Origin of the sequence: Acinetobacter sp. YH01009 (genome assembly GCF_013420765.1) — a bacterium.
In the GTDB taxonomy this organism is placed as follows: Bacteria; Pseudomonadota; Gammaproteobacteria; order Pseudomonadales; family Moraxellaceae; genus Acinetobacter; species Acinetobacter amyesii.
The window spans coordinates 43,253-65,225 of sequence record NZ_VOYE01000007.1 but is presented as its reverse complement, the minus strand read 5'-3'; the positions used below and the strand labels follow the sequence as shown (position 1 = coordinate 65,225).

Sequence of the window (21,973 nt, the reverse complement as noted above, 5' to 3'; positions counted from 1 at the left end):
GAAAAGAATCATTAAAATGAACCTAATGTAAGCAGCTCTAGTGCAACTAAATATGTTTAAAAATATAACTATATTAAGCCTCTTTCATAAATCAAAAAACGAACAGTCTCTTGCTGATTATTTGTACCGAAGAATTTTAAATATTCATGCATAATCTGCGGATGAAATATATCGATTCAAAGAAGCTTTCTGAAACACAGTTTAAGCGATACACCGGCATATCATGGTCAACCTTTGATTTAATGGTTGAACAACTGAAAATGCATGTTCCTGCTAAAGGTAGACCAACTAAATTGAGCATAGAAGATCAAATCCTTCTGTGCTTAAGTTATTGGCGCGAATACCGAACCTTGTTTCATGTTGCAACAAGTTATGGTGTGTCAGAGCCGACTGCTTCAAGGATTGTCCGTCATGTAGAGGACTGCCTGATCAAGTCCAATTTATTTAATTTACCGAAGCATTTGCCTGAGGGCGAAGGCATCGACTGGAACGTGGTGATTGTTGATGCCACAGAAATTCCAATACAAAGACCTAAAAAAACAGAAGAAAAGCTATAGTGGCAAAAAGAAGGCACATACTTTCAAAGTCCAGGCCATCATTCATTATAGAACTCAGCAAATTCTGAGTTTATGCACTGATCGTGTTGCTGTACATGATTTCGAACTCTTCAAACGAAACTTACATCAGATTCCGGCAGGTGCCTTTATCCTTGCAGATAAAGGCTATCAAGGGATTTACGCAGTGTATCCAAATAGCTTGTTGCCATTAAAAGCAAAAAAGCGCTGTAAATTGGATCCTGAACTAAAAATCTATAATCAAGAAATCAACAAAAGAAGAATTGGGGTTGAGCATGTATTTGGTAGTTTAAAAACTTTCAAAATCCTTGCCGATCGATATCGTAATCGAGGAAAAAGACTGGGCTTAAGATTCAATTTAATTGCGGGAATCTATAATTTAGAGCTGAGCAAAAAATGAATTATGAAAGAAGTCTATTTTTTATTTATTATTTTTAAAACATGTATACGCTATACCTCTATGATGTTTCTACATACTAAGGTGTCTGAGATACTGTATTTTAAATAGTGTAATTGAAGATACGCTAACTAAGAAAAATACCATGTCTACAGAGCATTTATTTTAACTTTAAGCTGTATATTGTCTTGCTCAAATAGCAGGGTGTTTTTACACTGTTTCGGGTTTGTACTCGAACAACATTTGATGGATATCGGTGTTTTTAATCTTTTGCGTGCGATATAAACTCGCCCATTTTTTATGCTTGACGAATTTTAATAAGGAAATACTTTGTCTACGTTTAAATCGAATGAATCAACATCTGAATTTGAATTAAGTGATGATGAAATGCATTTATACAGCCGTCAAATATTGCTTGATGGGTGGGACATCGATGCACAAGAGAAGCTAAAACTTGCCAATGTACTCATCGTAGGGTGTGGTGGAATTGGGTGTACTACAGCCGAATTATTGGCACGTGCAGGCGTTGGCCAAATCACTTTGATCGATGCAGATCGCATTGAAATCAGTAATTTGCAACGACAAATCGCGTATATCGAACACGATGTAGGTTTTTATAAATCGGAAATTTTGGCTAAACGCTTACAAGCGATTAACCCGCATATTCGTGTGCAAAGCTATACCACAAAATTAGATGAAAGCAACGCAAAGGCATTGATTTCACAGCAAGATTTGGTTCTCGATGGTTGTGATAATTTCAGTACACGGTATTTGGTTAACGCAAGCTGTGTAGAAAATAATGTGGCGCTGATTAGTGCTTCTGCAATTGGCTTTCAAGGGCAGTTATTTATGGTTGAAGCCGATGCTGCCTGTTATGAATGTTTATTTCCAAAAGAACAGCATGCCAATGAAAGTTTGCGCTGTGCAGACTCGGGTGTACTTGCAACTACACCAAATGTTATGGCAAGTTTGCAAGCACATCATGCCTTGCTCTATTTGGGTTTAGGGACGACAGCACTGAAACAAAAGCTTTTGTTGTGGGATGGTCGGTCAATGAAGCAAAAAATTCTCGCTTTTGAAAAAGATCCCGATTGTCCAATCTGTCAGGCAAGATAAAGCAGCAAGCCCTTATTTTTTTGCTACACTCATGTTAATTATTTTTTTCTAAGACATTATGAAAAACAATATCTGGTTAGATGGAATTCGCTCGGTTGCCCGAATGGGTGAGACCGCAGTCGTTGCGGCGAAAGCCGGCTTTAAATATGCAACTGAAAAACCAAGTAACGCAAAATTAATGCGTGAAACTTTTGAATCGCTAGGTTCAACCTATATTAAATTAGGTCAATTTATTGCCAGTACACCTTCTTTATTTCCACGTGAATATGTAGAAGAGTTTCAAGGCTGTTTAGATCAGACACCGTCATTGCCGTTTAGTTATGTGCAGCAGGTATTGGCTTCAGAATTTGCTGGCCGTAATTTAGATGAAATATTTGCTTCAATTGATGAAAAGCCTTTGGCTTCTGCATCGATTGCACAGGTGCATGCCGCTAAATTGGTCAGTGGTGAAAATGTTGTTATTAAGGTGCAAAAACCGGGTGTCGAGACGATTCTCTATACAGATTTAAATGTCTTACATTGGGCTACTAAACTGGTTGAAAAAGCTGTACCCAAAGTTAAATTTGCCTCACTTGCAGATATTGTTGAAGAAATTAAAGTTCGCATGGTACGTGAAGTGGACTTTATTGAAGAAGCACAAAATCTTGACGACTTTGTGAATTATCTGAACGTAACTCAAAATAAAGCCGCAACAGCACCAAAGGTTTATCATCAATATTCAACGCGTCGAGTCTTAACGATGGAACGTTTATACGGCGTGCCATTGACCGATTTTGACGTGGTCAAGAAAGTCGCTAAAGATCCATCGCAAGTTTTGGTGACAGCGATGAATACATGGTTTGGCAGCTTGATGTTATGTAATAGTTTCCATGCAGACTTACATGCAGGCAACCTGATGCTGCTAGAAGATGGTCGAGTAGGCTTCATCGATTTTGGTATCGTGGGCCAGTTGAAACCTGAAGTGTGGACAGCATGTATTGCGTTTATGGATGCCCTACAAAAAACTGACTACAACTTGATGGCTGAAAACATGCTGAAAATGGGCATGACGGCTGTCAAAATTGACACACAAGTCTTAGCTGCCGATTTAGAGCGTTTATTTAGCGGTGTGCTTTTGGCTGATCCACAGGAATTATTAACCTCAAATCCTGCCGATTTGAATGACATCATGATGGATATGGTACAAGTCGGAGAGCGTCATGGTATTCGCTTCCCACGTGACTTCGCTTTATTATTCAAACAAATGTTGTACTTTGACCGCTTTATGCGCATCCTTGCGCCATATACTGATATTTATGCAGACCAGCGTATTCAAATGGTGCAGACTATGGACCCTAATTTATTGTTGAAGCAATAATTTAGCCGCAAGATATAAATAAAATCCTCCTTCTTTAACAGGAGGATTTTATCGATGTTTAAGATTTTAATTTGAGTGTAAGAATGGACGCAATTATCATTGAAGGTTTGAAAGTTGAGACCGTCATCGGCTGTTTCAATTGGGAGCGTCAGATTATTCAGCCTTTGATGCTCGACCTCAATATTCAAACCAGTTTAGCGCAGGCGGCTCAGTCAGATGAGCTTGAAGATACCTTGAATTATGCTGAAATTTGCGAAATATCAGCCAAAGTCATTCAAACTGCTCAACCTAAATTGATCGAACATGCAGCAAAACTGGTGATTGATGCACTTTTTGCTACCTATGACAGCATTGAATCTATTATGATTACCATCCGGAAGCCTGCCATTATCGCGCAAGCCAATTCTGTAGGAATTCGTCTTGAACGCCACCGAAACGATTTTCGCCCTAGCTCTGGCGAGTAATTTCAATCCAAAACCGCATTTTCAACTGGCTTTACGTCAAATTCAGGCTTTGGGTCATGCTGAATTTTCCAAAATTTATGTGATTCCTTGTCGTGATGGCATTGGGGCGGATTATTGGAATGCAGCCTGTTTGGTGAAAAGCAGTTTATCTGTAGATGAAATCAGCGCCTTACTGAAAAAAATGGAAGCAGACTCAGGTCGTGTTCGTCCGTCTCATAATATCGCTTTGGATCTGGATCTGATCGCGTGGGGCGAAAGCTTAGCGCACATGCAATTTAATCCGAAAAAACTGCCTTTAGCACTCGATGTTAAAATTCCAATGTTCGATATATGGAAAAATAAGATGTTTGAACATCCAGCACATCAATTTCCTATGGTGAGTTGTCAAAAAGTTTTAGTGGATTGAGTGAATGAAACGCAATGCTTTCAAAACTCATGACGTATATTTCAAATGTCCCTAAATATCCCAAGTAGACAATAACAAAAATATTCAAATCCTGTCATGGTATGCGCTAGCGTATAGGCTGTCTCAGGATTACATTATCTTTTTAGCTTCAAAATAATGATATGAACTGGACGGATCTGATTCAGCACTATGGCTATATTGCGATTTTTATTGGCACATTGTTTGAAGGAGAAACAGTGCTGATGATTGGCGCCTATGCCGTCCATCAACACATACTTCATTTTCCAATGTTGATTGCGGTGGCGATGCTAGGCAGTTTTATTGGCGATCAGTTTTATTATCAAATGGGCGCTCGCTATGGGCAAAAACTTATCCAGTCGAATGCCGAATTTGCACAAAAATTCGATCGTGCGAGCCAGTTTATTGAACGTTATCCTATTTTGACCATTTTATTTATGCGCTTTGCTTGGGGCTTTAGAACCATTTTACCTATTGTTGTAGGTGTCCGTGCTTATCCTGTTTGGAAATATGTGCTGATTAATCTAGTTGCCTGTTTTATTTGGGCGATGTTGGTCGCAACGATTGGCTTCCAAATCAGTCATTATTTACATCTATTTTGGGCGAAAATGCTGCCTTATCATCAAGATATTTACATCGTTATTGCCGTTATTTTATGTATCGTATTCTTCCGTGTGCTCTATACGGTGTTGAAGTGGTGGCGTAAGCATCATCAACATTGATAAAGTGAACGTGGCTGATCTGATAAAATCGTCAAAACATAATTAAAAGATTTAAAGGGATATTTAGTGAGAGCAATATGGGCTTAGGTTATGGTGCAGGTGCGGGAGGTTTCCTTATTATTTGCTTTGCGATTTTGGTGCTATTTATCGTCATTGCGATTTGGTTGAGTTGGAATAATTGGTATAAAAAGCAAAAAAATCGACCATATAAAGTAAATGCGGCACTTAAAATTGGCTTATCTGGCGTATTGTTTTTTCCTTTATTTGTTGCAGTAACGCTTGGATTGTTCGTGATTTCAGGTCTTCGTTCTGACTATGCAGAGTGGCAGTATCAAAAGAAAATTTATATACAGTTGCAGGAACCCTTAAAATTTGGAGAGGTTGTACTGCCTGAAGGCACGTGGATTAACCGATCATTTGAAACCGACTATACTCTGGAACAGATGACTGATATTCGTCAAGGTCTGACTTCGGCTCGTTTTCCAGAGATTATTCAAATAGCTGGATTTGATGTTATTGCATTTGAGCTGGATCGTCATTTATTGCTGGAATTGGCACATGATCATACTGTTGTGATTAATAACCAAAAGGAAATTTGTCCGGCTGGATGGCTGCTTGAGTTAGGTGGAGCTGGTTATCCGTCCACTGAGCAACTTTATAGTTTGAATTTTGATTGGTTTACACCAAGTCGATGGCGGCCTATAAACTGTTTTGATGGCGAAGGAATTATTGTATTAGAGTCAAAACATTACTTATGAAAAAGCCTGCATCATTGCAGGCTTTTTTTTCACTATTTATAAAACTTAGCGATAATCATTAGAAAATCATTAAATGTAATAACTGGTTTTGGTCATCAGCTTTGAAATACCAGTCATGGCAATACGAACTGGAACAGGAAGGTCTACACCACCTGCATTGAGTGCTGTATCACGGTGATGCAGCTCATCTTCATTCATTTGCACTAAGATTTTACGTGAACGTTCGTCTTGTTCAGGAAGTTGGCGGATGTGGTCTTCTAAATGCAGACTCACCTGACGCTCAGTTTCAGCGACAAAACCTAAGCTGTATTTATCACCGGCAATACCTGCCAATGCGCCCATCCCAAAAGAAAGGCCGTACCAAACAGGGTTGAGCAGACTGGTATGGCTGTCTAATTCTTTTAAGCGGTCTTCACACCAAGCCAAATGATCTTGTTCTTCAATCGCAGCTTGTTCCATTTCACGGCGGACATTTGGTAGTTTCGCTGTGAGGGCTTGGCCATGATAAAGCGCTTGAGCACACACTTCACCACTATGGTTGACCCGCATTAGACCTGCCACATGACGTGCTTCACTGACTGCAAGTTGAGTCTTTTCAGCAACAGATGGATTTTCACGATGTGCAGCCGTTGCTCCGGGAACTAAACTACGTAAGGCCTGATCAAATGAGTGAATAAGTTTGTCGACACCTGTAAATTGACGCATGGATTAATCCTCCAGAGAGACTTGCGTAGTTTGAAGCAAAGGTTTGATGCGTAATAGCAGCCAAATACAAAAGATTGCACTGAGCACTGCGGTTATACAAAAAAGTATTTTAATATCAATCTTTAAAACACTCAGAATGATAATTGAAAATATAGCAGAAGATACCATAAATACCGCATTTAAAATGTTGTTTGCGGCAACGACTCGCGCACGATGTGAGCGTGGAGAATAAGCTTGCATCATTGCATAGAGCGGAACGATGTAAAAACCACCACTAATACCCAATAAAGTCACGGCAATCATGACATGGTAATAGCCCCAACCTTGATGAAAAACTTCTGAAAGGGTAATAAGTGGGCCAGTTTGAGTAGGGACGAGGGTCAAACTAAAGGCTAAATACAGTGCAAATACCGTTAAACCTACAGCACCGATGGGAACCATCTTAATATTGACTTGAGTGCCGCCCAATTTACGACAAAGTAATGAACCCACGCCTACACCGACAGAGAAAAAAGTCAATAGCAAGCTAACGACATTTTCAGAGGCATGTAGGTTTTGCTGGGTCATTTGTGGAATTTGAGTGAGGTAGGTAGCACCATAAAACCAATACCACGAGTTCCCCAATAAAATAGTAAAAATCAGCGGCAAACTTTTGGCATATTTCATCGTTTGGTAACTGGTACGAAAAAAGTTCCAATCGATTTTTAAATCAGGTGTTGTGACATTTTGCTTAAGAATAAAACGACTGGTGATATAACCTAAAATGGCGATGGTCATTACCGTCAGGCTGATCCACATTAAATTGCCTTGAGATGAAGCAATCACTGCACCGCCCAAAATCATCCCGAATAAAATTGCCATGGATGTTGCCGATTGGAAGAGCGCATTGCCTGACATCAGCTCATTGGGCTTTAAAATTTCAGGCAAAATTGCATATTTGATTGGACCAAAAAATGTCGAATGGGTCCCCATCAAAAATAAAGCCAGCAACAATAACCATAAATGACCGGTCAGAAAGCCAATACTGCCGATGATCATGATGATAATTTCTAAAATTTTGATGCCACGGACAAGTTGTGAACGTTCAAACTTATCTGCGATCTGTCCCGCTGTCGCTGAAAAAATAAAGTAGGGTAAAATAAACAATAATGCAGCTAGATTGTTTAGCGTGCTGATGGGTAATGCCTGTTGTTGGATTAATCCATAGGTGATGACCAACAATAAAGCCTGTTTATACACATTGTCATTGAGCGCCCCAAAAAATTGGGTCAAAAACATAGGCAGGAAGCGGCGTGTACCTAGCAGATGTTCGTTGTTATTCATAAGTGTCTTGCTACATTAAGTTTTATTAAGAAATGTGAGTGATTGGTAAAATCTCTAAAAAATCATGTAATATGTTTTTTGAGTTTGGAGATGGCGAAAAACCAATAGATATAAGATCTTTAGCTCTATATCTGGTTGACTAAGTCCATTACATAATGAAATTTGTTAGAGTTTGCTATGCCTGCAAAAATCAAGTTTAAAAAAACATTGCTTCATCACAGTATAGCTCACTGCATACGACAGCATCATAGCAATAAAAGTCTATATATGAGCATCTTTTTGACCTTGTGTGCTCAGCATAGTTTCGCCCAAACTCCCGCAGAAACGGTTCCAACATCTGCAGATACAAAAGCAGAGATTGTTACTGAAATCAAGGATGAGGCTGTAAAGCAAGGGCTATCGACGCCTGAAGCAATTGAAAAAATTGAAAATATAAATGAGCCGGAAGAATCTGTTGATAGCATGAAAATGCTGCAAGAACAGCAGCAAGCAGGAACACAACTACAAGAATTTAAACCCATTGAGTTTGAAGATTTAGAAAACTTACCCGTGACACCTGTTGATCAAAACATGGCGAATGAAATCTTCCAAGTTGCTGAAGAAGCCAAACGTCAAGCACAGGAGTACCGTGCAACACAGCAAACAGAAATTGCTGTTGCGGATATTACCCAAAAAGAGTTAACGGAAATTAACCAAGCGCCAGTCAATATTGATCAGCTCATGGGTGAAATTCGTTCGGATAATGAAATTACCGCGACACGAAATGAAAATGCCAATACTCTGCAAGAGCTGCATAACCCAACAGTTGAGGATGATGTAGAGCCAGGTATTTTCAAGCGCTTATTATATAAAGTACGTCCGCCACGTCAGATGAATACGGCAAAAGTGCCACGAATTAGTGCGGATGTTGAAATTACCTCAGCACATAACACCAGTCAAACGTCGAGTAAGGCCTACGGTGCGGCACTGGAAGATCTCAAAGCCAATATTAAAGGTAAGCTTTCAGGTTTTACTCAAGAATCCTTTAGTGATTTTCCATCGGCTTTGCCTCAATTACGTAGCTTGTCCAATCAAGCCGCGCAAGCCGTGGGTTTCTATCAATCAGAATTCAAATTTGAAAAAGTGTCTGACAGCAAAGTTCGTGTATTGGTTACACCAAATACGCCTGTGCAAATTGAAAAACAGAATGTTGAATTTTCTGGGGCTGGGGCGAACCAAGCTCAGTTTCAGGTGATTGGTGTTTTACCAGATCAGGAAGAAGGTGACATTCTTAATCATGGTGAATACGAAACGACGAAAGGCCGAATTAATGATGCAGCAACTAATAACGGTTATTTCGACTCGTACTGGCGTTTGCACGATGTAAGAGTGGCTCAACCACAAAATACAGCCGATATCAATTTGCGCTTTGAGACGGGTGAGCGTTATAAGCTTGGCGAAGTCGAATTTCGAATGAGTGATCCTAATGCAGAGTTTCCATTGGATCGCGATATTTTAGAAAGTTTGGTGACGTGGAAAGATGGTGCTGACTATACTTTCTGGCGTGTGAATGGTTTGGCTAATAACTTGACCAACTCTCGCTATTTTAACTACACCTTGGTTGATTCAATTCGACCAGACCCGATAGAAAAGCCACTTGAATTGCCCCCGGATATTCAAACCTTGGTCGATCAAAATCAGTTGTCAGAAAGTTCACAAGTAGTGAAAGACAAAACGGAAGTGATGTCGAATAAAGAAGTGACGCAAAAAGTGGTTAATGAAGACCAATTTGCGGGGGTGAATGATGTAGAGCAATCCTCTAAATTACGCAGTTTGCAAGATACGCAAGATGCTAAACAAGCAGAACAAGAACGTTTAAAAGCGCAAGCACGTGAAGATAAAAAAGTCCCTGTGATTGTGACACTAAATGCAGACAAGCTGAACAGTGCAGAAATTGGTGCTGGTTTTGGTACCGACACTGGTACACGTGTTCGTGGCCAGTATCGTCGTGCCATTGTAAACAAACGTGGTCATTCTTTTGACGCCAACATGGAAGTATCCAAAATCCGTCAATCGATTGATGGTCGCTATAACATCCCATATAACCATCCATTAAATGACTATGTCAGTTTGGTTGGTGGTTATGAGCGTGAAGAACGTGACGATGTCGGTCAGGGTGTTAATCTTTCGATTGAGTCTGCTGTAGCTGGGGTTGACCGGATTATTAAAAACCCCCGTGGTAGTTGGCAGCATACTTTTGGTTTACGTTACCGTTTGGACCGTATTACCGATGACGGCCTAAGTCCTAGTGATGACATTCCAGATGCGTTCTTGGTAAATACCAACAATGAACAGCAGTCTTTGATGTTTGGCTATGAAATTTCTCGAACCGACTCTGATAAACGTGTGAATCCGAGTAAAGGGATTAAGCAAACCTATAAAGTTGAAGTCGGAAGTGAAAGCTTACTTTCAGATGCTGACATGGCGATCTTGAATGCGGGCTGGCGCTTTATTTATTCATTGGGTGAAAATGATAATCACCAGTTCGTGGGGCGCAGTGATTTAGGTTATATTCTGACAGAGAACTTTGATAAAGTTCCTTATAACTTACGCTACTTTACCGGTGGTGACCAAACCATTCGCGGCTTTGACTATAAGAGTTTAGCTGCCGAAGAAAATGGCTATAAAATTGGTGGTCAAGTCTTGGCAACGGGTTCATTAGAATATAACTACCAATTTAAAGAAGGCTGGCGTGCTGCGGTCTTTAGTGACTTTGGTAATGCGTACGATAAAGACTTTAATACACCGACTGCATATAGCGCAGGTGTGGGGGTACGCTGGGCTTCTCCAATTGGCCCAATTCGTTTAGATGTCGCTACCGGACTTTCTGACGACAGTAAACCAATTCGTTTACATTTCTTTATTGGTTCACAATTATAATTTTTAGGTGATGTGTTTTTTATGACTGAACAAGAACAGCAAGAACCAGAAAACGAAATGCCGGTAGAGCAACTGCCGAAGAAGCGTCGTATTCTTCGAAGTGTCATTTTGACCTTCGTGTTCGTGCTTATCTTTTTGGTGGCTGCATTAGCAGTCATGTTTTCTACAGACAAAGGCAGTAAGTTTTTACTTGACCGTGTTCTGGAACGTCAGCAAATCATTCACTATGAATATGAAGGTGGTAACCTGTGGCGGGGCATTATTTTACGAAATGTCCTCGTTACGCTAAAACCTGTCGATGTAAAAATTGACCGTGCCGATATTACACTCGGTTGGCGCGCCATTATTAATAAAGAAATTCATTTAAATAAAGCAGATGTTAAAAATCTGCAAATTATTACCAAGACCCCACCTAGCGATGAACCTTTTGCATTTAGTGAAATCCGTCTGCCGTTCGTACTTCGTGTCGATCATGCAGATTTAGATCATATGTTGATTAAAACCCATAGTTCAGGTGTGGATTTCTATGACATTGAATTAAATGAAGCGCTTTGGTCAGGGACGGAATTAAAATTTGAAGATACCCGTATGGATATGGGCTATTTGTCTGTGCGCCAAGCGTCTGGGAATATGAAGTTTGAAGACAAGTATCCGCTAAATGCTGTGGGGATTGTCAATTTACCTTCACTACGTGAAAGCTTGAATATTCATGATATTCAAATGGTGGCTAAAGGATCTCTTGATACGATTCAAGCTGGTGTGGCAACTCATACGCCTGATCTTTTAACAGGATGGGCAGTGGTCCATCCAATGCGTCCACATGTCCCGATGTTTGGTGCGCTCAAATTTAAAAACTATCATTTACCGTTACTGACTGAGCAAAAGCTTTTTGCTAAAAATGGTCTGGCAAAATTCAAAGGGGATATTCAGCGTCTCAATTTAGATTTAGACACGGACCTGAGCGGGGCCAATATTCCTGAGGGGAAATATACTGCGCTCATGAGTACGGACTTGGTCAACCAACTCGATATTACTAATCTAAATGGTCAAGTGATGGGCGGCGCTGTCAACTTGGGTGGCGTGGTGAGTTGGAAAGATCAGGTCACTTGGGATGTAAGCGGTCGTTTAGATAAAATTAATCCAAAACATAAGCTGATCCCGCAAGTGGTTCAAGATTTTCTACCTGTGAGTTTAAATAGTAAGATTGCGTCCAAAGGGACCCTTGAAAAAGGTATGCACCTGACGGCGTTGGTGGATTTCGATCAATATGAAACTTGGAATTTAAAACTCGATCAAGCGCCTGCCAAAAATAATAAAGCTCAGCCGATGCTGATGGATGTGTCTTGGAAAAATATAGACCGTGCAGTGCCATATGTTGGATGGTTGAGTAGTGATTCGGGCAATGTGCAATTGGCGCTTACAGAAGGTCAGCAGAATATTAATGTGGCGACCACAGTGTCACGACATGAAAAAGGTGCTCTGCCTGCTGGACAATATCAAGCCAAACTCAATCTGAAAAATAACAATCTCAATGTCCATGCCTTTAGTTATGTGGCCGACAAAGGTCAGCTCAAAGGTAACGCAGTTGTAGAATTGCCTGATCAAAAACGTATGCTGAAATGGCAAGCCAATGTACAAGCACAGCAGTTCAATCCGCAAACCATCGTAGCTGCTGCGCCTGTCGATCAAATTACAGGGTCATTAAAAGCCAATGGTTATGCAAAACCAAATCAACAGATTATTCAGCTGAATAATATTGATTTGTTAGGCCGACTAGCACAGCAAAATGAAACGGTTCATTTAACAGGTAAATCTACTGCTGCGCTGACTTTCCATGATGAGAAACAAGGTGGAGGCTTTAAAGCTTTTGCTGTGAATTATGATGGTGGCCTCAATGCAAGCCAAGTTGCCGCAAGTAAAGGCAGTTTGATTTTCAAAGTATCTGGCACACCTGAATTAATTAAAATAGCCGAGCTGCGTCATGATGGCGTGGCAGGTAAAATTTCTGCCAATGGACAAGTTTTACTACAAAAAGCCATTGGTTGGGATATTAATGCATCACTGGTGCATTTTAAGCCGCATTATTTTGCCTCAAATGTACGGGGTGAATTATCTGGAAATTTAAAAACCAATGGTGTGTGGTCAGATGCGCTAAAACGTATTCAAATTGAACGTCTGAATTTGGCAGGTATGATCAATAACAAACCTGTCCGTGGTCAAGGTAACTTGGCGATGGTGATTAATTCAAATCAATCCGGCTTTATGCCAAAACAGTTTGAAGCGAATAATTTGCTGTTGGCTTATGCCAATAACCAAATTCAAGCCACTGGTAATGCACAAAATTTACAATTGAAAATTAATGCACCAGCTTTATATGAAATTTATGCAGGCCTACGTGGACGTGCTTATGGCTACTTAAATGTTCAAGCACAGCCACGACTGCAAGCATCTGCCAATATCGCAATAGATGATTTTGCTTTTAATAATTTATTCAGTGTGAGAAAAATACGGGTGCAAGGCGAGTTGCCAACTTCAGCGACTTCACCAAGTTTATTAACGGCAACGATGGATAATTTACGCAGTAACAACCGTGAGATTGTGAAAGGTCAAATTTCACTGGCCGGTACACGTAATGCGCATTTATTAAAAGTCAGTGCTGAAAATAAATTATCAAAATTTTATGTGCAGTTAGCCGGTGGTTTTAATGCACAAAATAATTGGCTCGGTCAGATTCAAAAAGGCGATTTTGACTCCTTGCGTACGCGTCTTGTACAGCGTCAAAATGCGTCTATTATTTATAACACGGCACAGTCTGACTTATTTGTCGGTGCGCATTGTTGGATGAGTCAGCAAAGCGAATTATGTTTTGATCAGCCGATTCGTGTGAATAAAAACCGCGGCAATGTATCTTTTGTGACAAAGAACCTAGACTTAAATGATTTTGCAGCATTTATGCCTGAAGGCCTGGCGATTACGGGTAAAGTGAATGGTTATGCGAAAGCGTCTTGGGCGAAAGGTGCAAAACCTAAAATTGATGCACGTTTAGTGACTCGTGACGGTTTACTCGGTTTAGCGGCTGAAGATCCACAGTATTTAGCATCCACTTTAAAATATGATGAAGTAGGTTTGATTGCGAAAAGTGTCGCTGAAGGGCTACAAATTCGACTCGATACCAAAGCTCCTGATATTGGTACAGGTTATGCCAATATTATTATTGATCCGTATAAAGCCAATAAACCGATCCGCGGTGAAGTGGCCTTTAACCAAGTTCAATTGAAAATCTTAAAACCATTTATACAAGATGTCCGTTCAATGGGCGGTACGGTGTCTTATGCGGCAAAAATTAGCGGAACATTGTCACAGCCTTTAATGGATGGTGAGATTCGAGTGAAAAATGGCTCGATTAGCATGATTTCATTACCTGTGAACTTGACCAATATCCAGTTGTATTCTGCTGTACGTCAAAACCACGCGACGATTGATGGCGCATTTAACAGTGGTCGTGGGGTGGGCAAATTAACTGGAAATATCGACTGGAAAAATGATCTGCGTATCCAGTTGAATTTATCCGGTAAGGAAATGTTGGTACGTCAAGCGCCATTGATCACGGCTGTTGTAACGCCTGATTTATCTTTAGATGTGCTGCCTTTTAGTAAGAAATTAACTTTAAAAGGTAAAGTTGATGTGCCTCGTGCATTGATTTCGATGCCAGAATCTTCTGCGGCAGTGGTTGGGGTGTCTTCAGATGTACGTGTGGTACATGAAGGCGATAACCAACTTGAAATCTTAAAATCGGCTCGTCCTTGGGATATTCGCGCTGACGTACAGGTGAATATTGGTAATCAAGTGATTTTCCAAGGTTTTGATAGCCGAATTCCTCTGATTGGTCGTTTGAATTTGACGCAACGTGGATTAGAAACAGCAATGCGTGCCAATGGTGCAATCGGTGTTTCACAACGTGTGAAAATTGAAGCCTATGGTCAAAGTCTGGACTTGAACCGTGCGATTGCTCGTTTTAATGGACCATTGGCAAACCCAACGTTAGATATCGATGCCAATAAAGCCGTGCAAGGCAGTACAGTTGGTGTTCGTGTGACGGGTACGGCTTCAAGCCCTGCAATTCAGGTGTATAACGATGCAGGTCTGTCTGAACAAGAAGCCTTAAATGCCTTAATTACAGGTCGTATCAATGAAGGGAGTTCTGGTTTAAGTCAGGCGGAAGGTTTCCGTTCTGATGTGAACAACACGATTGCTGCTGCCGGTATTAGTATGGGCTTGGGTGGTACACGTGCATTGACCAACCAAATTGGTCGTACATTTGGTCTGAGTGGTTTGGCACTCGATGCTCAAGGAACAGGGGATGATACTCAGGTTTCTGTGACGGGTTATATCACACCTGACTTATTCATTCGTTATGGTGTCGGGGTATTTACACCAGTGAATAAACTGACCTTACGTTATCAAATGAATCAACGTTTGTACTTGGAAGCGAGTCAGTCTTTAGAGCGTGCAATTGACTTGTTTTATAATTGGCGTTTCTAAGGTGTTGAATTATAAGTGATAATTTAAGCTTTTAATAAAAATTCTTGTTTATGGCTGATCTAATAATTTTTAGACTAGACAAAAATAGGTCTATAAAGCGGTTTTGTGTAACACAACCCTTTAAGAAAGATCCTACAATCATACATATTTGAAGTGCTTAAAGCGGGTGTAGAGCTATTAAAAAATAAAAGAGGTGTGTTTCCACAAACAGTAGCTCAAACAATTGGCCTCAAAAAAGTATTAAATTTGTTGAGAGAAGGATCAGGAAATTTGGACAATTGACATAAGTATATTTGTCTCCCTAAATGATGTTGTAAACATCAATATATCAGTATTTTATGGCACATGGACCAAGAAGAAATCATTCAAATGATTTTAAAGCTAAGTGAGCATTTGCTGCGATTAAAGCGGAAAAACACTTGTTGAATTAAGTGCTGAATTTGATTTTATCAAAACCAAATTATCGACTGGGAAAATCAATTGATCGCAGCCTCATTGCAAGCTTTCGATCAATTAAAAGCTCTTATAGAACTGCAAATTGATCTAAAAAAAACTACATGCAAAAATCGGCGAGCAGGCATGAAAAAGTGATTTTTCAGAAGGTGTGTTGAAGAAAATGGGGCGCTTCAACCACAAAAGTTAATTTGCAGCTCACTTCAAATTTCAGTTTTAGTTGTCCAACAAGTGAAATCACCTCCAAGTACATCATCATAAGATGAAAGCCACTTTGAGACTCGGTTCTGCGGTAACATAACAGTTGTTCTAACATAAGTTTTGTACCGAGCCCGTATGCTTTACCCAATGCCTAAAAAAATCCAATTTGCACCTTCTCAAGCGAAATGGCAGCTGTCATCAACACAGTCGGTATTGGTGCTGGTTGGTTTACAAAATTTACGCATGCAGCAGGGCATACAAGATACGCAGCTGATGGAAAATTTGATCCAACTGACCAATAAAGCCAAAGCCTTAGAGATTCCAATTGTCGATTTATATGGTGATGATTTACTTCAAGGCATGCAGCAGCTCGGTGAATATGCAACAACACACCCGCAGCTCATCTTTGCAGGGCAAATCACGCCTATGCTGAAACAGATCTTGCCGCATCTATACAGCGTGACAGAGCAAATCTGTATTGTTGATGACGCAATTGTGCTGAATAATCAGGAACAGCATATTCTGTGGGTGGACTCCATATCAGGCCAAGGTATCCATCATATGAGTAGTTATAATTTGATGCGGCTTTGGAATCTGTCAGCGCCAACGGAATTCGTCTTGTCGGCCAAAGGCATATTATTGGCTATCGCAGAACAGTTAGATATGGACGCATTGGAAATAGATCCCTTAATCGATTTACGCAGTTATGGGCTCGATTCCATTGCCATGGTCAGCTTAATTGGGTTGTGGCGTGCCAATGGTGCAAATATCCGTTATGAAGACTTTTTAGATGGTGCAAGTTTAAAAGCATTGCTAGAAAAATTGCTCAATACAGATTAAACAAAGCCAATTGGAATTATTTTTGTTCTAAATCGGAAAATACGTCGGGAAATATAGCTTTGTGCATTGTAATTGTTGGCTAAGCTTTTTATTATTGCCGCCTTGTTTTTCGAGATCAGAACTGGATTGAACTTTGAGTAATTTTCTAACCGAACACCTGATACATCGTGACACTGACTTTATGGTGATCCATAAACCAGCAGGTTTACTCACAGTTCCGGGAAAAACAGCAGATTTACAAGACTGTGTTATCAATCGATTATTAAAAATTGAACCGAATACCTTGCTCATCCATCGTTTGGATCGTGATACCTCAGGTATTTTGGTTTTTGCATTAACCCGTCAAGGGCAAAATCGAATTTCACGCCAGTTCCAAGAACGTCAAACTTCAAAAACATATCAGGCATTGGTTGCGGGTACGCTCGAAGGTGAAGGTACTGTCGATGTACCGGTCATATATGACCCAGAACATCCGCCACTGCATATTGCCGATCCTGCACACAATAAGCCTGCGCTTACGCATTGGAAAGCCACTGAACATTTTGAGATTCAGGGGCAAGCCGTAACACGTGTAGTTTTAACTCCTATTACCGGTCGATCACATCAGCTTCGCGTTCATATGCAATATTTAGGTCATCCTATTGTTGGTGATACTTTGTATGCAACACCTGAGCAACAGAAGCTGATGCCGCGTTTATGTTTACATGCTGAGCGTTTAAGTTTTAACCATCCTGAAACAGAGCAAACAGTGGAATTTCACTGTCCTGTACCATTTTAGGAAAATCATTTAAATCCCTAAGAATTCTGCTCACTATTTAGTGGGCTTTATGTCAAAATATATTGCTTTATGGTCTAGATTTTTGCTCAAATAACGTTCACAGTTTGAGCATAATATTTTCAGACCGAACTTGAGAAAAAGGTGGAAAAATTGCAGCAGTTTGCTATTGGTCAACGTTGGTTATCAGATACAGAAACGGAACTGGGTTTAGGTGTTCTTATTGATGTTGATGAGCGATCGGTCAGCATTTTATTCCCAAAAAGTGATGAAACTCGTGTCTATGCCCGTCACAATGCGCCTTTATCTCGTATTGTTTTCAATGTAAATGACGAAGTCCAAGACCAAGAAGGTCAAATTTGGATTGTCGAATCGCTTGAAGACCGTGGTGGTGTGGTTCGTTATAACGCGGTACGTAAACTTGCCGATGGTACTGAAGAGCGTAAAGCACTGAATGAAACACGTATTGGTGCAAGTATTCAGTTAGCAAAACCATTAGATCGTTTACTTGCAAGCCAAGTGGACTATAAAGAATGGTATGACCTGCGTATCGAAGCACTGCTTCTTCAAGCCAATATGAAGTCTAGCCCTTTACGTGGCTTAGTGGGTTCACGTGTGGGTCTCATTCCACACCAACTGTATATTGCGCATGAAGTGGGTAAACGTTTTGCTCCACGTGTATTACTTGCTGACGAAGTGGGTTTGGGTAAAACGATTGAAGCTGGTCTGATTATTCATCAGCAGCTTAAAACTGGTCGTTCAGAACGTATCTTGGTCTTAGTACCTGATTCATTGCAATATCAATGGATGATTGAAATGCGTCGTCGTTTCAATCTTGAGTTCTCATTATTTGATCTGACACGTACAGCATCGATTAAAGAGCACGATCCAGACCTCAACCCATTTTTAACTGAACAATGCATCATTGCCAGTGTCGATTTGATGATCGACCATGATGACTTGCGTGAACAAGCCCTTGAAGCTGGTTTTGATTTGCTTGTAGTCGATGAAGCCCATCATTTAATGTGGTCAGAAGAAGAAGGCGGCAATGACCGTTATGACCTTGTTGAAGAACTTGCTGAAAAAACGCCGGGTGTCTTGTTATTAACCGCAACGCCTGAACAATTAGGTGTGGAAAGTCACTTTGCACGTTTACGTTTACTTGATCCACAACGTTTTAGTTCGCTTGATCGTTTCTTGGATGAAGAAGATCAGTATCACCAAACAGCTAAAATTGCTGAAGTGCTGATGTCTGATCTGCCACTCGAAGAAGGGCATTTGGCAGCGATTGAAAGCCTATTAGGTCATCGAATTACTGACGAGCCAGAACAACGCTTCCGTGCCATTCACGAATTATTAGACCGTCATGGTACTGGTCGTATTTTATTCCGTAATACCCGTGAAGCGATTCAAGGCTTCCCAGGTCGTGACTGTCAGCCTGCACCATTACCTGCACCAGAAAACTGGTCTAAAGATGGCAAGCTACGTGAACAAATGTGGCCTGAAGAAGCGCAGCTTGATGGCTCGTGGATGGAAACTGACCCACGTGTGATGTGGTTGATGGAACGTCTGCGTACAGACCTGAAACACAAAAAAGTGTTATTGATTGCACGCAGTGGTCCAGTGGTTGAGTCTTTAGAAAATGTACTTCGTTTGCATGCAGGTATTCGCACAGCGATGTTCCATGAAGGCATGAGCCTATTAGAGCGTGACCAAGCAGCGGCTTACTTTGCGGAAGAGTCATACGGTGCGCAAATTTTACTATGTTCAGAAATTGGTTCTGAAGGTCGTAACTTCCAGTTTGCATCTGACTTAGTTTTGTTTGACTTACCTGCTAACCCAGACGTACTTGAACAACGTATTGGTCGTTTAGACCGTATTGGTCAAGAAAATCGTATTCAAATTCATGTGCCTTATCTGGTTGGTACTGCTCAAGAGCGTATGTTCCGTTGGTATAACGAAGCATTAAATATTTTCTGTAATATCTCGCCAACTGCGCAAACCTTACAAGAAAACTTCATCGTCAATCTGAAAGATTGTTTGTTAGCAGATAAAGGCCAAGAGTTTGAAGATTTGCTCGAAGCGGTGAGTGTACAACGTGAAGCACTTGAAGCTGAACTTCAAGAAGGTCGTGACCGTTTACTTGAGTACAACTCTTGCCGCCCAATCGTGGCACAAGAAATTGTGACTGCACTTGAAGACTACGACGACAATACTACGTTGCCAATGTTTATGAAGCGCTTCATGGCGTCTACAAACATTGATTTTGATGAACAAAGTAATGGTACCGTGATCATCAAGCCAACAGATCAAATGCAAGTTCAGGGTCTGACTTTGGACGAAGAAGGCATGACGGCGACGTTCTATCGTGACCAAGCACAGATTCGTGAAGATGCTCAGTATTTAACACTTGAGCATCCATTCACTGAAAGTGTGATGGAAATGATTAATACACAAAGCTTTGGTAGTACCAACGTTGCTGTATTGAAATCAGCAGCTTTACCACAAGGTTCTGTGTTAATGGAAGTGTGGTTTAAAGTCGATGTGGTTGCACCAAAAGCATTGAATTTGCCGTCTAGTTTGCCACAACAGTTGGTTCGTGTATTACTGAGTGAAAAAGGTCAGGATTTATCGCAAAAAATTGCACCTGAAATTTTACGTCCTTATTTACATCATCTTGATGGTAACAGTTGCCGCCAAGTGGTTAAGGCGCGTCGTGATGTCATTGAACAGCGTTATAAGCAAGCGCTTGAAATTGCTCGTGGTGCATTACCGGGCTTTAAACAACAAGCCAAAGAAATCTATGGTAGCAAATGGCAGTATGAAATTGACCGTTTGACTTATTTGAAGCAGTTCAACCCAAGTATTCGTGAAGACGAAATTGCACGTTTACAAAAACTGCAAAAAGAAGGTTTAACACTGCTTGATGGTCTAGCGGTTACACCAGAAGCGATTCAAATTATGGTAGTGGTTAAGCCATAAGTTAAGAATCTTAAAAAAGCACCTTCGGGTGCTTTTTTTTATGGCTAAAATTATAACTGTAAAATTAATCACGACAGATTTAAGCTAAATCTTAGTTTTGTATTATTTTTTTAATCTAAATTGTCGACATCGGCATAAAAAAAGTAACTATTTTTCAGTAATTCTACAGCTTGATCAAAATCTTCTAGTTCATCCAACATATAAAATATGGCTTCGAGCTTGGTAAAGTCCGGATGATTTTTTGCTAACTGAATTTGGATCGTACATCGGTCTGCTTGGCTGCGTGTTGCATAATGAGCAGTAAGTAAATCAAAGTTGATGTCAATGCATAGCGGCTGTTTTAAGGCAATGGCACCACAATAAGCATGTATTTCAGGTAATAAACGTAAGACTAAATCAGCCTCTTTGCTTTCCGCCACGATGAGCTCTGGGTCTGCGGTCTTACACAAAGCGAGTACTTCAGTTAACAGGGTTGAGTCATCTAGTGTATGGTCTAACACGATGACTTTTTGCGGTTGGGTTAAATCAAAGTCATTTATTAAAATCATAAAACCTCCTGAAAATAGAATGGTTATGCTTTATTTATCTGCGCTATAAAATGAAATGGTGCTACGTTTCGAATCTAAAATTTTCTAAAAATGGTTTTGGATAATGTGTTCAGTCTATGAACGTTCTAAAGTTAATCATGGCGTAGAAAAGCGCCATTTTCTGATTCGAAGCTCAGTTAAATACTGAAATTGTAAAATAGGGTGCTACGCTTCATGCTCATTGCGATACCCAATATACATGCTTTGATTAGTAAAAGAATCGGCATCGCGACATAAGCTGTCGTGATTGATGTCAATTGAATTATGAAGGTGAAATGATTAAATGTATTCTGACATACAGAGATAGCATCATATTCAAATGATTGATCACGAACTGTCTTAATGTCGTGTTTTGATGCTTTAGTTAAGTAAAGTTTTGGCTTGGTTAAATTTATACGTCGATGCTAGCGAGTTGTGGGTAGTTCCGTTAAAATGCTTCAAATTTCAGCAGTTCGTTAGAAGAAAATAAAAATATGAAATCCTTAATTACCTTAGGTAGTAAAACGTCACACGGTGGTGTGGTTTCAGAATGTGAACCTTCATTTGTGATTAATGGTATTGCGGTGCATTTAAACGGCATGAAACATTATTGCCCGAAATGTAATTCGACTGTGGCTGCGATCGCGGCAGATCAAAGTACAACGGTAAAGGGGCGAGGTGTTGTGGTTGCTGGAGATAAAACCAGTTGTGGCGCAACATTTTTACCGAATCAATCAATGGTCGGTTCACAAAAATAATCTGCAAACTGACTTTGAGGTCATCTAGATAAACTTATTGAGTCCTGTTTAAATCGTATTGATCTCTTTATGATGTGGCATCATCAGTTGATTGGA

17 protein-coding genes and 1 pseudogene are annotated in these 21,973 nt (G+C 40.3%); 15 read left to right on the top strand and 3 right to left on the bottom strand.

Annotated elements, in window-relative coordinates; all coding sequences use genetic code 11:
- The first annotated feature begins 161 nt into the window (after positions 1-161).
- The 8 genes from FTT76_RS08890 (at position 162) to FTT76_RS08855 (ending at position 5,813) form a co-directional block, all read left to right on the top strand.
- Positions 162-557, top strand: a complete 396-nt coding sequence (locus tag FTT76_RS08890; protein ID WP_067764127.1) for a transposase family protein — start codon at positions 162-164, stop codon at positions 555-557.
- The gene (locus FTT76_RS08885; protein ID WP_180007920.1) at positions 505-975 is read left to right on the top strand and encodes a transposase family protein; all 471 of its coding nucleotides are present in this window, start codon (positions 505-507) and stop codon (positions 973-975) included. The genes FTT76_RS08890 and FTT76_RS08885 overlap by 53 nt, the downstream gene beginning before the upstream one ends.
- 384 nt (positions 976-1,359) lie before the next feature.
- Positions 1,360-2,088, top strand: a complete 729-nt coding sequence (locus tag FTT76_RS08880) for a HesA/MoeB/ThiF family protein (RefSeq protein ID WP_180007956.1) — start codon at positions 1,360-1,362, stop codon at positions 2,086-2,088.
- A gap of 58 nt (positions 2,089-2,146) precedes the next feature.
- Positions 2,147-3,445 carry an AarF/ABC1/UbiB kinase family protein gene (locus FTT76_RS08875; protein WP_078193949.1) on the top strand — a complete coding sequence of 433 codons (1,299 nt, stop codon included), beginning with the start codon at positions 2,147-2,149 and terminating at the stop codon, positions 3,443-3,445.
- A gap of 83 nt (positions 3,446-3,528) precedes the next feature.
- The gene (gene folB / locus FTT76_RS08870; protein ID WP_078188558.1) at positions 3,529-3,909 is read left to right on the top strand and encodes a dihydroneopterin aldolase; all 381 of its coding nucleotides are present in this window, start codon (positions 3,529-3,531) and stop codon (positions 3,907-3,909) included.
- Positions 3,866-4,315, top strand: a complete 450-nt coding sequence (locus FTT76_RS08865) for a 2-amino-4-hydroxy-6-hydroxymethyldihydropteridine diphosphokinase (RefSeq protein WP_180007921.1) — start codon at positions 3,866-3,868, stop codon at positions 4,313-4,315. The genes folB and FTT76_RS08865 overlap by 44 nt, the downstream gene beginning before the upstream one ends.
- A gap of 161 nt (positions 4,316-4,476) precedes the next feature.
- A complete protein-coding gene (locus FTT76_RS08860; protein WP_257224262.1) occupies positions 4,477-5,055 on the top strand; it encodes a DedA family protein in 579 nt (192 codons plus the stop codon).
- A 77-nt stretch (positions 5,056-5,132) separates the two neighbouring features.
- Entirely contained in the window at positions 5,133-5,813 is a 681-nt protein-coding gene (locus FTT76_RS08855) for a hypothetical protein (protein WP_180007922.1), read from the top strand.
- A 69-nt stretch (positions 5,814-5,882) separates the two neighbouring features.
- Here the strand turns inward: FTT76_RS08855 and coq7 are convergent, their stop codons facing one another.
- Entirely contained in the window at positions 5,883-6,518 is a 636-nt protein-coding gene (gene coq7, locus FTT76_RS08850; RefSeq protein ID WP_078188555.1) for a 2-polyprenyl-3-methyl-6-methoxy-1,4-benzoquinone monooxygenase, read from the bottom strand.
- A 3-nt stretch (positions 6,519-6,521) separates the two neighbouring features.
- Complete coding sequence (locus tag FTT76_RS08845; protein WP_078188554.1) at positions 6,522-7,841, bottom strand: MFS transporter; 1,320 nt, start codon at positions 7,839-7,841, stop codon at positions 6,522-6,524.
- Between the two features lie 177 nt (positions 7,842-8,018).
- On the opposite strand from FTT76_RS08845, the gene FTT76_RS08840 reads away from it, so the two are divergent.
- The 6 genes and pseudogenes from FTT76_RS08840 to rapA all read left to right on the top strand — a co-directional run bounded on the left by FTT76_RS08840 (position 8,019) and on the right by rapA (position 20,553).
- Positions 8,019-10,760 carry an autotransporter assembly complex family protein gene (locus tag FTT76_RS08840; RefSeq protein WP_180007923.1) on the top strand — a complete coding sequence of 914 codons (2,742 nt, stop codon included), beginning with the start codon at positions 8,019-8,021 and terminating at the stop codon, positions 10,758-10,760.
- 21 nt (positions 10,761-10,781) lie between these two features.
- Positions 10,782-15,302 carry a translocation/assembly module TamB domain-containing protein gene (locus FTT76_RS08835; RefSeq protein WP_180007924.1) on the top strand — a complete coding sequence of 1,507 codons (4,521 nt, stop codon included), beginning with the start codon at positions 10,782-10,784 and terminating at the stop codon, positions 15,300-15,302.
- Positions 15,303-15,640: 338 nt separating this feature from the next.
- A pseudogene (locus FTT76_RS17670) lies at positions 15,641-15,971 on the top strand (IS3 family transposase); the annotation flags it as partial.
- Positions 15,972-16,091: 120 nt separating this feature from the next.
- A complete protein-coding gene (locus FTT76_RS08830) occupies positions 16,092-16,796 on the top strand; it encodes a phosphopantetheine-binding protein (protein ID WP_180007925.1) in 705 nt (234 codons plus the stop codon).
- A 133-nt stretch (positions 16,797-16,929) separates the two neighbouring features.
- Positions 16,930-17,574, top strand: a complete 645-nt coding sequence (locus FTT76_RS08825; protein WP_180007926.1) for an RluA family pseudouridine synthase — start codon at positions 16,930-16,932, stop codon at positions 17,572-17,574.
- A gap of 141 nt (positions 17,575-17,715) precedes the next feature.
- The gene (rapA, locus tag FTT76_RS08820; RefSeq protein ID WP_180007927.1) at positions 17,716-20,553 is read left to right on the top strand and encodes an RNA polymerase-associated protein RapA; all 2,838 of its coding nucleotides are present in this window, start codon (positions 17,716-17,718) and stop codon (positions 20,551-20,553) included.
- A 110-nt stretch (positions 20,554-20,663) separates the two neighbouring features.
- Here the strand turns inward: rapA and FTT76_RS08815 are convergent, their stop codons facing one another.
- Positions 20,664-21,101: a hypothetical protein gene (locus tag FTT76_RS08815; protein WP_180007928.1), complete on the bottom strand. Its 438-nt coding sequence runs from the start codon at positions 21,099-21,101 to the stop codon at positions 20,664-20,666.
- A gap of 512 nt (positions 21,102-21,613) precedes the next feature.
- Here FTT76_RS08815 and FTT76_RS08810 point away from each other — a divergent pair.
- Entirely contained in the window at positions 21,614-21,877 is a 264-nt protein-coding gene (locus FTT76_RS08810) for a PAAR domain-containing protein (RefSeq protein WP_168377714.1), read from the top strand.
- Positions 21,878-21,973 lie beyond the last annotated feature (96 nt).